Here is a 15,279-nt window from a genome sequence, read left to right as displayed (position 1 = left end):
AAACATCAGGCGGCATGATGCATCATGCCGCCGCAAAGGCCAGCACCGCGTCTGCACCGCGCCTGCAATCACGAACGGGCGGTTATGGCGTCAAACACCCTGCGGCAGCTGCCGCCGTCCCTCAGGGTAAAAAACTCACCGGCACGCTTCTCGTATTCTGCGGTCCTGACACACCCCCGGTGTATGGCCGTCTCCAGCTCGTGCGCCAGCATTTCAAAGCTGTCCGCCTGCGGGCCGAAGCCGTCACGCGCGTAGTCAAAGTATCCTTTTGTGTACACATGCCCGCTGAATATCGAACGCTTTTCCGGAAAATGATAATACAGCAGGCTTCTGCCCAGAAAAGCCGCCTCCGCCGCCAGCGAGGAATAATCCGTCACCAGCATGCGGCTGCTCAGCAGAATATCCTGCACGGAAGCAAGGTCGGCATAACTCATGAACGTAAACGCTTCCGTTTTTTCAAACAGCGGCAGATACCGCGACACTTCGGGATGGGGCAGAAAAATGAAGCGGTAGCGATGCTCCGCAGCCAGCCGTTCCAACCGCCTGCTGCCGGTCACGGCATTCCACGCCCTGAAGTAGCAGCTTGCTGTAAAAATCCGGCCTTCCTCCGGCGTCAGGGGGCTTGTCAGGTCGGCGGTCTGCCGCAGATGCATACGCCATGTGGGACAGAACAGCACTACCCTGCCCGGCCTGCGCTGACGGGCACGATGCAGCAGGGTGTCATGGCGGGGCAGACCGGTAAGCACCACTTCACGGGGGGTGAATTTGTAATCACCCTCCACTATGGAATCATATTCCCTGCGGCATGATGTCACAAAAAGATCAAGCTGCTTTTTATTAAGCCAGCGGGACAGGTCCTGCGTAATGATACCGTGCTGCAGAAAAGCCACTTTGTATGCAGGTACGCCGAAATTTTCGCGCACTTCCAGCGGGTCCACCACCGGCGGGTCCACCTGAGAACTGACAAGCCATGCAGCACCCGCCAGCGCACTGAAATGCGCCTCGCTGCCGTATGCAAGCAGGCGCACTCCGGCGTGCGCCAGACGCGTCCAGTCCGCACAGCGGCGCGACAGCACAAAGTAGACGGGAATATGGGGGGCGTGTTCGCGCAGCCAGAAATAAAAATGTTCGGCGTTATCATCCGCCTTGTGCACGCGGTCCATCAGCAGCCAGCAGCCTGCATATTCCTGCGCACCGGCACAGGCGCGGTCGTAACGGGCACGCAACGGTTCCGGCATGGCAGACAGCGGCAGATACCGGGCGGCGGCCACCGACGCTGCAGAGACCTCATCGGACAACTGCCCGCCGCACAGAACCTGCACGGGGTTGCCGTTTACCGTAAACCGCAGCTTCCGCCCATGCTCCGGCCGGAACCAGACGCGCTTTTCCACCAGCATGTCTTCGCCGCCGCAGGCATAGCGGATAACCGCGGACCACGCAGGCTCCAGCGTCCGGCCCGCTCCTTGCCCTGCCGTTTCGGCAGACACGGCACTGATAACGGCCGAAGCTCCTCCGTAACAGGACACGGCAAATGCACCGCGGTCCGCGGCCACTTCCTGCACCACCAGCGGAAACGAAGACAGATCGAGCGACTTGAGTGCATGCAGCATGACCAGCCGCTCAAAAAGGGGAATCATGGGCAGCGGGCTGTGCAGCATGGTCTGCACGTCCACAAAACGGAACGCCGTGCGCAGCAGACCGAACATCTGCGCGGCCTCGCCGTCGGAAAAAGCATACTCCAGCGTACTGTCCAGCATTTTACGGAAATACCAGTACACATCGTAAAAAACCGTATTCTGGATAAATTCCGGCACAGTCCCTGTTTTTGCAGCGTATGCCCGCAGCAGGTCCAGATAACCGAACACTATCTGGTCACGATATTTTTCCGGCCGTTTCCAGCCGCTGTCCACCAGACTGTCCTGTGTGCCCCGCTTGCGGTAAAAATACACGGCGTCACGCAGAAAACACACCGTGCTCATGCCGGTATGCAGAAAGTATCTGTTAAGAAAATGGGCATCTTCAAAGGAAGGCCTGACCCGGCTGTCAAAAAGCACACCCGACTGCGCCAGACGCTGCCTGTCCAGAAACACCGCATTGACCGCCAGCTGAATGTATTCCGGCTGTTTCTGCAGGTTCACGACGGCCGCAGACCGGGCATATTTATACCGCAGCGGGTGGGTGTCGTGCAGGGTGTTGTCGTCAAACAGATACACCGGACGGCAGGACACCGCCGCCAGACCGTCCTCATTGTTTTTCAGCGCTTCCCGCACGGCGGTGAAATAGTTTTCGCTCACGCAGTCGTCGGCGTCTATAAAAGTCACCCACCGGCCCCGCGCATGGGGCAGCCCCGTGTTGCGTGCGGCAGCCACACCGCCGTTTTCCGTACGCAGCACCAGAATATTATCCGGATACCGCGCGGCCCAGCGTCCGGCAACAGCTGCCGTGCCGTCCTGCGAACCGTCATCCACCAGCACCAGCTGGATGTGCTCTTCAAACCCCAGTGACTGGGAAGCAAGCGAAGCAATACAGGCATCCAGCCACGGTTCACAGTTATACGCGGCCGTCACCACGCTGAACAGAAAGTCCCGTGCACCGCCGCCGACAGCACATGAACAGATGTCAGCAGTCTGCCCGCAGTCATGCAGGCCGGGACTGCCGTCGCAGGTCTGCAGCGGCACAATCTGCTGAGCCACCTCTTGCCAGCGGCTGCGCAACCCGGCAGGCATGGACAGGTCTGCGGCCGGTTCGCGCCCCTGCACCAGATCCATAAATACCGGAAACGAACGCGCCCACGTAAAGCAGCGCTGCCAGTGTTCGCGCCCCAGCGCCGCCAGCAGACGGGCTTTGTGCGGCCCGCGGAGCAGGGCCTGCATGGCGGCGGGAAAAGAATCCAGCGGAACAATGAGCCCGCCCGCCTCGTCCTGTACGGAATTGCACTGCGGTGTGGCTATCCAGGGTGTCCCCATGGCCATGGCCTGCAGCACCACCAGCGGGCCTGCACTTTCTCCCAGCGAGGGAAGCAGCAGAACATCCGCCTCGTAAATCAGAGCGGCCGCCTCCTCTCTGGGCAGCGTCCCCGTCATGCGGACTCTGGGATCGCGCTCCGCAGCCGCGCAGCATTGCATGAAATACTCACGCAACGAAGGCCACGGCGCGGGCCCTCCGGCCAGCACAAGCTGCCAGCGTCCCTGCGCCGCCGTCATGGTGCGCAGCAGCTCCAGCTGATTTTTCACCGGCCAGAAGTTTCCTACACAGACCGCCAGCGGCACGTCCTCATCCAGACCCAGACGCTGCCGCATGTTTATATCGGCCCGCCGCGTGTCCACGGCATGGGGAATAAACGTGTGCGTCAGCCCCAGACCGTCCAGCACCTCCGCATCCACTCCCCGTTCCGACACGCTCACATGCCTGTCTGCCGCACGCAGCACGTCATGGATGCTGTCCATTTCGTTCTGCTGCCGCCATGTACGCAGGTTATCGGCGTTCATGCTGGGCATCATGATAATGCGCGGACGGCCTTTGCTCGGTAAGCCGCGCAGCAGACAGCAGACCCAGCTGTCAGGATGGGCCAGCGCTATGACGGCATCGTAGCCCCCCTGCATCACCAGCGTGCGGTACGCCGGGGCATCAGGCCCCATGTCATCGCGAAACCCCTTCCAGCAGTGCAGAGGAATAATGCGCATGCCCTTGTGCGTCAGCGCGGGACGGGTATCCATGTGCCGGCAGGCCACATCCACAGCATAACCGGCCGCCACAAACTGCTCACCCAGCTCTTCCACCACCACTTCGGTGCCGCCCACCATGGGCCAGAAATAATTGCAGGCCAGCAGAATTCTGCCCTGCTGTGCGGTCTGCATGGCAGGGGCGGCGGCAGAGTCTCCGGATTCTGCCAGCGCACCGCAGGCGGAAAGGTGCATGACCTCATGCAGCCGCCGTAACAGGTACATGGCGGAAAACCAGTCGGCAGACACATTCCGGCCGGTCCCGCACGCACCGCCGACATTCAGGACAAACGCATCCAGTCCGGTACGGGCGTTTTCAAGCAGTGCCAGCACATCGCGCGTGCGCAGGGCGGCCAGCCCTTCTGCATGACAGGAAACCGCCTGCTGCGACAGCATGTGCGCAAAAGAAGGCAACGGGCATATCTGCCGCTCCAGTCCTTCCAGCACGGCAGTCATCTCTTCCACGGCACGCAGCAGCCGCGCAGGGGGCTTGGCCCAGTACGCCCTGTCCGCGGCGCTGAAGTGCTCCTGCCGCAGAAAAGGCCTGACATCATCTCCGGCGGCTCCCTGCACAAAATCACGCACCCCGCCGTTCTGCCGACGGCGGATGCAGCACCCGTCCAGATAGACCACTCCCGCAGGCAGCGACTCAAGATGGGCCGCCAGCACACCGGCAACTGCACCCGCAGAATCTCCGGACAACGGCAGTGCCGCCAGCAGGGTTCTGCGCGGCAGGCTGAAGTTGACGGCGGAAACACCCTGCGCGCCGTACAGCCTGCCGGTTTCAAACGGCCCGCCGCGCTGCACCGCGTTCCAGCGCGCAAGCATATGACACCAGACAGTATCCTGCGGACCGCACACGGCATCCACCCTGCCGAACACACCGAATTCCTCATCGGGAACCGAATCATGCGCACGCACATGCAGCAGCAGACAGGCAGGGTCTGCCACCGCATCCGGCGGCAGAAAAAGCACTATGCGCCCCGCCGCTGCCTGCACGGCCGCCGTCAGGGCTCTGCCGCATCCGGCCATGTCCGCACCGCGCAGCACACGCAGCCGCAGTCCGGCCGTTTCAGCCAGTCCGGCCGGATTCTCATCGGGCAGATCGCCGGCCAGCAAAACTTCATAATGCTCCGCAGCCAGCCGCTGCGCCTGAAGACTGCGCAGACAATCCGCCAGCTCCGGCGTAAAACGCCGTGCCGGAATAATTACGGAAATATGCGGAATGCCGGTTCGTTCCGGCGCGGTAGTGGTCATGGTCATACCTGTGTTTCTGGTCCGGACGTCTGCGGCTCCTCAGCGGGGCGGAGTTTCGGGACACATGTTCCGCGGCAGCAGCGCCTGCAGGTCCAGTTCGCGATATCCGCTGAACAGCGGAGCCAGTTCGGGACGGCGCAGAACGGCCTGCACCGCGGCGCCGTGCGCCGCTTTTTTCCGGCCCAGCCGCAGATTGCACATAAAAAGACGCAGATGCGGCTGCCACTGCGCATACGGGGCATGCGCGGCGGCATGCATGTACCCTGCAACGGCTTCCGCCGTACGGCCCGAGGCCTCGTGCACCAGCCCCTGCCAGAAGGCGGGCATGGCCGCACGGGGATGCCGTGTGCGTATGTCCGCTATGACACCGGCCGTATCCGCATCCATACCGGCCACAAGGGTATGGTCCTGCAGCAGTGCCGCGGCAGGATACAGGGCGGGCAGCAGCGTGCGCAGACAGGCGCGCACCACATCCCACCGTTCCATCATGCGGGTGTACATGGAACCGTGCGGATGGGTACGGTACAGAAAAAGCGGCTCTTCTATTCTGTGCGGGCACAACCCGAACGGTGCGCAGGAAAGCCAGAAAAGCCAGTCTTCGGCCCCCCACGGCATGGAAGGGTCATACCCGCCGCTCTGTTCCCACAGCTCTTTCCGGTACAGCGAAGCGTACGGAAAGGTATTGCGCCGCATGAGTTCCTGCAGAGAGTACGGTTCAGGATTCCAGCGCCCCTGACGGGCTCCGAATTCCTGCATATTGGCGAATACCAGATTCACCCCGGGCCGCTGCGATATTATTTCAGCCGCCCGGCCCACAAATTCCGGCGCAAAACAATCATCGCAGTCCAGCGGCAGTATCCAGCCGCCTCCGGCCTGACCTATACCGGCATTGCGGGCCGATGCCAGCCCGCCGTTTTCCTTGTCCGCCACCCGTATGCGCAGGGCGGGATACTGCGCTGCCAGCGCCGCGCCGACGGCAGAAGAATCGTCTGTGCTGCCGTCGTTGACTATGATGACTTCCATGGGTTCGTAGCGCTGCCGGTGAAGGCTGCGCACGGCATCGGGCAAAAACGACGCCCCGTTGTACACAGGGATGACCGCGGAAATAAACGGCCTGTCCGTAACTGACAGATGCTCCGGCTCTGCGGGCACAGACCGCAGCCGCAAAGGCATTTCGTAATGTGCCGCGTCAGGCAGGGCGTCACCGTATGCCGCCACATCCAGCATCTGTCCGCGCGCGTACAGCTGCGCCAGCGCCTGCGCGTCCACCGGCTCGTCCGCAACCCGGTTTGCAAAGGTATCCTGCACCCTGTTCAACGGGTTGCAGAAAGTCACTGACCGGTCGAAAAACAGCAGCTGCGGAAACGAATCTTCCACCGCACCCGTCCGGCGCGAGAGCCCCGCTTCCAGCAGGTTGGGGTTGGTGAACGGCATATCATGCAGCAAAGCCAGCATGTGCGCTGTACGGTACACCGAGCTGGAAACTTCGAGCGGATACCCGAAGTCATGGTCCGCCCCGCGCCACCGGCAGCAGAGCACGTTGTCACGCAGTACCGTACAGCCGGGAACGCGCTGAGGTGCATCCTGCGTGTGGCAGTAGGTGGTGTTGCGCCCCAGCCGCAATGAAAACCCCACAGCCCCGGGGGCGGCTTCCAGACATTCCAGCACGCCGCCCAGTGAAAAATCGCGGTAAAAAATATTGTCATCCACCAGAAACAGCACGTACGGCGTGTCCGCCAGCAGACGCAGCAGCTGGATGCGGAAATCCGTCTCGGCCACAAATTCCACCTGCGGAAAGCTCTCTTTGAGACTGTCGTACTGCCGCCTGTGCATCTCGCCGCAAGCCTTGTACAGCACTCGCACACGCAGTTCCTCCGCGGCATCAGTGCACCGCAGCAGCAGCGATTCGAGGGTGGCGCGCAACTGCAGCGCCCTGTCCTTGCTGAATACGACGGCCTGCGTCCTCACGCTTTCACTCCTTCCACAAAATATCCCACAGTGAAATCTTCCAGCATGTATCTGTCATCCATCCCTGCAAGATAACGGGGCAGCATTTCGCCGAAAAACGCACGCAGTTCTTCTGCCCGCCCGTCGGCAAGTTCCGGTTTTTTATCGAGCAGCCACGATACTCTGGCGCATTCCTGCGCAAGATGACGGAAAAAACCGCCGTTGGGCCGCAGCTCCGTTATCCTGATGCCCAGAGGCGGCAGAAATTTTTCATAAAAATGCCTAGTGAATCCGCCATAATAGTGGAACGGCTCCTGATGCAGCCCCGACCCGAGAGGGGCCGTAAGCAGCAGCCTGCCGCCCGGACGCAGCAGCCGGACCATCTCGCGCAGGGCTGCTGCCGGATCAGGAACATGCTCCAGAACCTCCGTGCACAGCACCACGTCAAACGACGCATCGGGAGCCGGTATGGCGGTAATGTCGCCCACCAGATCAATATCGCCGTAGTCCGTGCCGCCACCCAGCTTTTCGCCCTGATACTCTTTGAAATCATGAGCCACATAGCGGCAGTGTGAAAAAAGCGGACGGTACGGACACGTTCCCGCCCCCACGTCCAGCACGCGGGCGCCGTCCGGTACCGCGGCCGCCTTTGCCGCCATCCAGCGGTCGCGCCCGCGCTGATTGAAATCATGAATGTCCTTCAACGGGGCGGCGCAAAGCGGCGGCAGCACAGTACCGGCAGTCTGCTGCTGTGCAGGCTGCCCGGCAGCAGGGTGCACAGGGCGGTAGGCCATAAATTCGCGCAGCTGTTTTTTCCACACCTCATAGGTGGGAATTTCCGCCGGAGCCACGGTACTCAGCCACAGCAGTTCATCAGCAGCCTGCAGCAGTTTTTCCAGCGGTATATCAGCCTGTTTGACAGCCACGGCGGTAACATTGGCAAGGTGCGGAGGCTTCTTCCACCGATCTGCTGTTATACGCTGTTCACCATACCCCAGATGACTGAGCGTGGTCTGAAACCGCTGAGGAAACCAATGATCGATATGATACGCCCATGTCTCTGTCTGATCGCCCGCCAGATGCCGCACCGCGGCGGTTTTTTCCTTCAGGGGCACGTCCGACAGCACCGTGCGGGCGCTTCCTTCAAGGTCAGGCGTTTCGATGTGCAGCACTCCGCCCGTACGCAGCCACCGGTGCCAGCGCACCAGAAGTCCCAGTGCCTCCACACGGTTAAAGTGCTCGAACACATGATGCAGCCTGATTTCATCCACACTGTTGTCGGGAAAACGCAGCTGCTTTATCTCCGCGCAGATGTCGGCCTTTGTCCGCATCACGGCATGCCTGTCCTGCGGGTAATCTATATTCACATACCCCTCAAGATGCGTCTCGCCGCATCCGAGATGCAGCCTGAGCGGAGTACCCGCCCTGTACAGACCTGCCTGATGCAGTGCCCGCAGTGCGTCGCTTTCTGCGGGTATCATTCTGACACTGTTGGCTGATGAAGACGCATTATGCATGACTATCCTCGCTTTTTACGCTGGTTGTGCAAAGATTTGTCGAAAGCAGGTCGACGGCGATACGCATTCCGTCAACAGGGGCTATTACATTCTGCATGCATTCTGATCGGCAATGCACAGGCTTGGAGGCCCCGACAAGCGAAGAATATGTGGACAATGCCATATTGCAGAAAAATTCATCGGAAAAAATATGACCTGCCGCACTCTGCTCAATAAGTGCGGCAATTTCCGGAATCATAATTTTTGCCGTATACATTCCGAAATCATAAAACATCTGTTCATTCCAGCGCGCCGGATGATTGACATGCCTGGCTACGGGGGAATAGCAGAACGCAAGGGCAGCCCCAGCCCTCTTTGCGAGCCATGGAAAAGCATAATCCCACCAATGCATGCCAAGACAATACTCGGTACGGGGAATGGCGGCGGCAAGCTGACGCGGAAACAGAAAATAATCAAATCCGCGCTCATACACTCTGCCGCAGTCATCCCCGGCAGTATCCACATTCAGCCGCGAACCGAACAGAAAGGTTGTTCGGGCCTGTTCCACCAGCAGCGCCATGTCTTCGGGTTCACAACTCAGAATTATGTCGGAATTGATTATGGCGCACACCTGCGCCGTCTGTTGTGCCAGATGCTCCAGTATGCTGGAAAGGTACTGATAGTCTTTACCGAAACTGGCTTTGGCCGTACGCGGGCTGTGCACAAAATGCACATTGTCAAAATGCGGGCTGAGCAGTTCTATCTCTTCCGCCGTGTTCAGCGAATGTATGGCAGCGCCTGTCGCTGTCCACGATGCAAGCGCTCTGCGGCTTTCCTCAATATCCCGCGGAGGAATGCTGGTGGCTATGACATAGGACGGCTTTTCCGCCTGTACGGGCTTTGCTCCTGCTATGCGGCGCACCGCATACTTGTAGTTCGTACGGGTGAACAGATCGTGGCTGCCCGACTCCAGCGCTCCGGCAAGCAACCCGAGCGCCGCCTTGAAGTCCCCCTCCTGAAGCCTGATCGTGCCCAGATACGCCCGTGACCTGTGGTCGCGGGGATAAAGGCGCGAAAAAGCCTCCAGAGCGGCAACCGCCTGCGTCCGGTACTGCAGGTTGTAAAGCAGTGCCGCCAGTTCGCAGGCAAACACGCTTGACCCGGGGTACTCTCTGCCCAACGCGGCCAGTTTTTCAACAGCTCCCGAATAGTTCCCCTGTTTAAGACATTGCTGCACCGGCTTCAGCGCATACAGCTGGGTTGCCCACGAAAGCGGTTCGGGCGAACGCCGGACATCCTTTACCAGACGGGCGGCTCCGGCAGAGTCAGACTGTATGCCGTTCATCAACGTTTCTCCCATAAATTCCGCACGGCGCTAGCGCATGCGCACTGCAAAGCCCACACCGTATCCCACTTCGGAAAAGGTGAAGCCGCTCATTTCCGGACGCGAAAGCACCACGTCCTGCCATACCTGCATTAGTTCGGGATGGGCGGGATGAGCCACATCGTCAAAAACAATGGCTCCGCCCACACGCAGATGCGGCAGCACATCCGTAATATCCTGCTCCGCGCCCTGCGGGGTATGGTCGCCGTCCACGGTTATCAGATCAAACGCCGCCTGCGGGTTGCGGGCAAAATATGCGGGCAGAGTCTCGTGCGAGTTTCCGTCCACAAACTCCAGCTTTCCCGTATGTCCCAGCGCCTGCATCCGGGCGCGCACAAAGTCGGGGCCGGGATTGTCCATGCCCGCATAACCGGCGCACCACATATCAAATGCGGCTATGTCGACCTGAGGCCGGCGCGCGGCCACCATGGCCATGCTGCGGCCCTGACGCACACCTATTTCCAGATAATGTCCGGCACCCAGCATGCCGGCAAGCGTGTACAGCACGGTGCAGATATCGGCATATTTCCAGTGCGGACCGAAACGGCGCATACCGCTGGACATGAATCCCTTGAGATAGCGCAGATAGTCGTCCTGCGGCAGCCTGCGCAGCACCTCCAGTGTGCCCTCGTAAACCGGGGCCTCGAACAAGGCCGCCGCAAACGTGGCCGCACCGGCAAGCGGCGGCGCATACCACTGGGTGCCTTTCACCCGGTAGCTGTTTCTGCCCGAAACCTCGTCCGTCACGGGGACTGCCCCGCGAACCGCTGCGTCCTGCCGCGGTGCCGGACCTGCGCACACGGCGGCAGACCCTGCGGCGGCTTTCTGCGCCTGTTCCATCATACCGGCCACCTCCAGACCGAAACGCACGCGGGTTTCATACGAATCCTGCAGCGCTTTTTCTTCCACCGCGGTACCGGCAGCAGCGTGCCAGCTTTGCCAGTGAGTACCCAGCACATCGGCCAGCGCGGCGGCATCTCCCGCACGGAAGGGAATGCCCGCGGGCACGGCCTGTTCCAGATGTACGGGAATGTCGGAATAAACCACACTGGTACCCAGCAGACGGCAGTCTTCAATGACGGTGCTCCAGCCTTCAAACTGCGACGGCTGCACCACTGCTCTGGCGCCGCGCAGCAGCTGTATCTGATCGCTGCGGGGAATAAGCCCCAGTATGGCGACCTGACCGGAAAGTCCGTTATCTTCCAGCATACCGCGCAGCGAAGCCATATACTCCGGATGACGGGAATCTTCAGCGGCTCCCGTGCACACCAGCGGCAGTTCCACCCCCTGCCGCCGCAACAGGGCAAGAGCGGCAAACAGGGTTTTATGATCCTTGTGCACCCAGAACTGGTTGCAGCACATCAGATACGGGCCGCTGATACCGTAACGGGCCTGCACCGCCCGCGGGTTTCCGGAAAACCAGTCCGGTTCGGGCGATGTGGCAAAGCGCAGCACATGGGTGGGGCACCGGACATCAAAATAACGGCAAAAATCATCCAGCGCCGCACGGCTGCTCAGCACCACCATGTCGGAACCGGCAGCCAGCGCGGCAAAATGCCTGTTACGCCACGCAAGATCCGCTTCGGAAAAAAGATGCGGCAGGTGGCAGTGCTGAAAATCAGGAATCCAGTGCACCCGCGTGACTCCGGCGGGGGCTTGTCCCTTGCCGGGAAAAGGATACAGCACATCGATATCGTCCATCTGTGCGGCAGGATCGAACACACGCACGTCATGAGCCAGCGGAATGATGTTCCTGTACTGCTCAAGATGGTCCACCTGATCGGGGCTGACAAAAAAAACCATGCGGGGGCGCCGGGCCTGCGGCACGGAAGCCACGGCAAGCGCGAGGTTTTTAAGATAATTGGGACCGCCCTGCCAGCCGTCACTGCCCCATTGAATGACAAGTCCGAGTGTGGACACTGCCGCCTCCTTGAATCGTGTTGCGTATTGCGCGGCGCGCACGCCGTCAGCTGCCGTTGCGGCGGGCCCCTTGCTGCCTGAACCAGCGGGCAAAGCGGCGCACACCTTCTTCCAGAGAAATATGCGGCTCAAAACCAAGCGACTGCATGCGCGCAACATCGGCCTGCCAGCGCAGCGGGTCGCCCTGCCGCTGTGCGCCGCTGAACAGCACAGGCACATCGGCCTCGAGCCCGCGCATCAGCAGACCGGCCAGCTCTTTTACAGAAACCTGTCTGCCGCTTGCGGCGTTGAGCGTAACGCACGACACATCACGCAGCATCAGCAGTTCAGCCAGCCGGGCCAGATCGTGCACATGAATGAAATCGCGTGTTTCTTCGCCGGTGCCGCTCAGTTCCACCCTGCCGGCACAGGCCTTCACCGCCGCATCCCACAACAGCTGTTTTGAAAGCCCCTCGCCGTAGCAGGAAAACACCCGCAGAACCACGTACTCAATGCCGTACAGGCTGTGATACTGGCTGATAAGTTTTTCGCTGAGGACCTTGTGACAACCGTAGGGCGAAACAGGGCACAGCGGGGCGTCCTCGGATACGGGCAGGCGCTCCGGATTACCGTACACCGCAGCGCTGGAAGGAAAAAAGAACCGCGCAGGCACTGCCGCACGGCGCATGCTGTCCAGCACATGGGCAACAAGACGCGGTCCCGCGTCAAAATCCTCTGCAGGATGGTTGACGGAATACGGTATGGAACCGCGACCGGCACAATGGATGACCACATCGGGCCGCACCTGACGCATGAACGCGGCCAGCTGCGGGTCGGGCAGAACCATCTGCCTGTATCCGGCCAGCGGCACGGAACAGGCAGGCGCGCCGCCCGTGCCGTATACACGGTGACTTTTGCCCAGCAGCGCGGCCACATGGCTGCCGATAAAGCCGTTGACCCCTGTCACCAGAACCGTTTTAACCATCATGTCTCCTGCCGCCCGGCCGGGGATTCCTGATTCTGCGCCGCTGCGCACAAGGACTGTCCCGCCTGTCTCGAAGCCTGACGCTCGGCCTTGCGGGCCGCGTATTCGTCAATCCACGGCGAACGGGAAATGCCCACAGTGTCGTACCGCCATTTAAGAAAAGAGCACACCTGATACAGCGCGCCCATATCGCCGGCGGAAAGTTCTCTGCTTTTCAGCAGCGGCACCATATCCGCCAGTGCCTGCTGCGCCTCGCGCTCCACGGCGCGCGGCGGCATGCGCCACTGGTCATGCGCGCTGTACCGCAGCGGCACGCCCCGCCACGGAATGTCCTGCGGCGCCACATCTTCGCCTACGGCAGCACGCCGGTGCAGCGCGTGTACGGCATCTTTCAGACGCAGCACCGCATCCTCGGCCCTGTGCAGCCCCCTGCGCAGCCGTTCCAGCGCGGCTGTGTCCATGTCATCGTAATGAAACACCTGACTGAAATCATTCATGCAGCGCACCACTCCGCCGCCGCCTCTGCCTATCTGCGAACGGCAGAAGTCATGCACGGTAAGTCTGTGCTCGTGCACGGCAACGCATTTATCCAGATACACCACCATATTGCCCAGCTTCGCCAGCCTGTCGCCCAGTTCCATGTCTTCGGCACCGGCACCGGCGTATCCTTCATCAAAATACCCTGCTTCGGCCACGGCTTCGGCATAAATGCCAAGGTTGCAGGAATAAAACGCGTTGGCACCGTAAAAGTTACCAGGTGTGAACAGCGGAAAACGGAAAGACAGGTCTGTATGTTCCAGCAGACAGCCGAAAGGCGTGCGCTGGTAATCGGCAGGAAAGGAAAAACGACCCAGCACCGCTATGCGCTCGCCTCTGGTCATTTCAAGCGCCGCCGCGTGCATGGCCAGTCCGGCAGGTGTCAGCAGCGCGTCATCGTTAAGGATAACCAACGCTTCTGCGCGCGCCTCGCGGATAAGCAGATTTCTGGCCCTGCCCGGCCCCCCGCATTGCGGCAGGCGGAACAGACGCAGCGCATACGGGGTGGACAGCGACTGAAGCGCTTCCCATGTGCCGTCCGTCGATGCATCGTCACAGACCAGCACCTCAAAGCTGTCCGCCGGCAGCGTCTGCCGTGCAAGGCACAGCAAATTTTTCACCACGATATCCATGCGGTTATGCGTGGGAATAATTACTGACAGCTTCAGCCCGCCGTATTCCTGTGTCATCGGATTCTCCGTTGCGGCCTGCACGGCAGCCCGTCTGCGGCATGCCTCATGCCGCGCTTTCCAGCCGGTCAAGATACCAGCGGTACACCTGTGCAATGCCCTGACGCAGCCCGATGGAAGGCCGCCAGCCCAGCGAATGCATCCGCGAGACGTCAAGCACCTTGCGCGGTGTGCCGTCGGGTTTTGCAGCATCAAAAACCAGCGGCGCATCCACACCCACCACACTGCGGACAAGTTCCGCCAGTTCGCGGATGGTAAGGTCTTCGCCCGTACCTATGTTCACAAGGTCCGTTTCCTGCGTGCGGAACACCAGATGCACGCACGCCGCCGCCAGATCATCCACATGCAGAAACTCACGAAGCGCATTGCCCGATCCCCACACGGCGATGCGCGGCGCAGTCCCCGCAGCGTCCAGCCCCAGATGCGTCCGCACGTCGGCGGGCAGCGGACCGAACACCTGCTCATCCCGTTCCACGGCCTGCATATCGCCCTGCATGACCATCCGCGCCAGATGGCATTTGCGCAGCAGCGCAGGCAGCACATGCGACGACTCAAGACTGAAGGAATCGCCCGGCCCGTAAAGGTTTGTCGGCATGACAGGCACAAATGACGTACCATATTGCCGGTTATAGGCGCGGCACATTTCAATGCCCGCTATTTTGGCCACGGCATAGGCGGAATTGGTCTGCTCCAGCGGTCCGGTCATCAGGCTTTCTTCGCGCAGCGGCTGCGGAGCAAGCCGCGGGTAAATGCACGAACTGCCCAGAAAAAGCAGCCTGCGCGCCCCGTGCACATACGCCTGATGCAGCACATTGTTCTGAATTGCCAGATTGATGTGTATAAAGTCAGCAGGATATGTATCGTTTGCCAGAATGCCGCCCACTCTGGCCGCCGCCAGAAACACCACCTGAGGCCGGTGACGTGCAAAAAAACCGGCAACGGCATGCTGGTCGGTCAGGTCCAGCTCGGCATGAGTCTTCAGCAGCAGATTGCGTGCACCGTGCCCCTGCAGACAGCGGACAATGGCGCTGCCCACAAGTCCCCGGTGGCCGGCTACAAAAATCGAAGCATCCGTATCAATGGTCATGACATACCCTTACATATACAAAAGCCCAAAAAAATGACGTCCGCACACCCGGCGCCGCGGCTGCGTCGGCCGCACCCCTGTGGCAAGCAAAAACCGGTCCAGCAGCAAACACGGCAAACCGCTTCCGGTGTGTCCGCCGCAGCATCCTGATACCGCAGCCCCCGCAACCCTGCATCAGTACGCAGCAAAAAACAATAAACCACGGCGTGTTCCATGCAAGATGCAAAAGCAGGCGGTACACAGACGCCATGCCCCCTGTTGCTTTTTGCCAAGACA

General features: G+C 60.7%; 8 protein-coding genes. All 8 read right to left on the bottom strand.

What is annotated here, in order from left to right; all coding sequences use genetic code 11:
* Positions 1–68: 68 nt before the first annotated feature.
* Genes H586_RS19990 through H586_RS0107125 form a run of 8 tightly spaced genes read right to left on the bottom strand, consistent with a single transcriptional unit; the run spans position 69 to position 15,003 of the window.
* On the bottom strand, positions 69–4,985 hold the full coding sequence (locus H586_RS19990) for a glycosyltransferase (RefSeq protein WP_051363914.1): 4,917 nt from the start codon (positions 4,983–4,985) through the stop codon (positions 69–71).
* Positions 4,986–5,018: 33 nt separating this feature from the next.
* Complete coding sequence (locus tag H586_RS19985; protein ID WP_051363913.1) at positions 5,019–6,947, bottom strand: glycosyltransferase family A protein; 1,929 nt, start codon at positions 6,945–6,947, stop codon at positions 5,019–5,021.
* On the bottom strand, positions 6,944–8,443 hold the full coding sequence (locus H586_RS19980) for a class I SAM-dependent methyltransferase (protein WP_051363912.1): 1,500 nt from the start codon (positions 8,441–8,443) through the stop codon (positions 6,944–6,946). The genes H586_RS19985 and H586_RS19980 overlap by 4 nt, the downstream gene beginning before the upstream one ends.
* Positions 8,436–9,767 carry a tetratricopeptide repeat protein gene (locus H586_RS0107145; protein ID WP_155891359.1) on the bottom strand — a complete coding sequence of 444 codons (1,332 nt, stop codon included), beginning with the start codon at positions 9,765–9,767 and terminating at the stop codon, positions 8,436–8,438. Before H586_RS0107145 ends, H586_RS19980 begins: the two co-directional genes overlap by 8 nt.
* Before the next feature lie 30 nt (positions 9,768–9,797).
* Positions 9,798–11,726, bottom strand: coding sequence for a class I SAM-dependent methyltransferase (locus H586_RS20400; protein ID WP_027181695.1), 1,929 nt, complete (start codon positions 11,724–11,726; stop codon positions 9,798–9,800).
* Between the two features lie 46 nt (positions 11,727–11,772).
* On the bottom strand, positions 11,773–12,693 hold the full coding sequence (locus H586_RS0107135) for an NAD-dependent epimerase/dehydratase family protein (RefSeq protein WP_081701795.1): 921 nt from the start codon (positions 12,691–12,693) through the stop codon (positions 11,773–11,775).
* Complete coding sequence (locus H586_RS0107130) at positions 12,690–13,916, bottom strand: glycosyltransferase family 2 protein (protein WP_011366559.1); 1,227 nt, start codon at positions 13,914–13,916, stop codon at positions 12,690–12,692. Before H586_RS0107130 ends, H586_RS0107135 begins: the two co-directional genes overlap by 4 nt.
* Before the next feature lie 46 nt (positions 13,917–13,962).
* Positions 13,963–15,003 carry a GDP-L-fucose synthase family protein gene (locus H586_RS0107125; RefSeq protein WP_051363911.1) on the bottom strand — a complete coding sequence of 347 codons (1,041 nt, stop codon included), beginning with the start codon at positions 15,001–15,003 and terminating at the stop codon, positions 13,963–13,965.
* Between the last annotated feature and the right edge of the window lie 276 nt (positions 15,004–15,279).

Source organism: Oleidesulfovibrio alaskensis DSM 16109 (assembly GCF_000482745.1).
Classification (GTDB): domain Bacteria; phylum Desulfobacterota; class Desulfovibrionia; order Desulfovibrionales; family Desulfovibrionaceae; genus Oleidesulfovibrio; species Oleidesulfovibrio alaskensis.
The sequence above is the reverse complement of the archived record's forward strand: the minus strand, read 5'-3'. Positions and strand labels throughout refer to the sequence as shown.

What these genes read in the sequence shown, in the direction of transcription:
- H586_RS19990 (WP_051363914.1), bottom strand. Translation starts at nt 4,985, where the DNA reads ATGACCATGACCACTACCGCGCCGGAACGAACCGGCATTCCGCATATT.
- H586_RS0107135 (WP_081701795.1), bottom strand. Translation starts at nt 12,693, where the DNA reads ATGATGGTTAAAACGGTTCTGGTGACAGGGGTCAACGGCTTTATCGGC.
- H586_RS0107145 (WP_155891359.1), bottom strand. Translation starts at nt 9,767, where the DNA reads ATGAACGGCATACAGTCTGACTCTGCCGGAGCCGCCCGTCTGGTAAAG.
- H586_RS0107125 (WP_051363911.1), bottom strand. Translation starts at nt 15,003, where the DNA reads ATGACCATTGATACGGATGCTTCGATTTTTGTAGCCGGCCACCGGGGA.
- H586_RS0107130 (WP_011366559.1), bottom strand. Translation starts at nt 13,916, where the DNA reads ATGACACAGGAATACGGCGGGCTGAAGCTGTCAGTAATTATTCCCACG.
- H586_RS19980 (WP_051363912.1), bottom strand. Translation starts at nt 8,443, where the DNA reads ATGCATAATGCGTCTTCATCAGCCAACAGTGTCAGAATGATACCCGCA.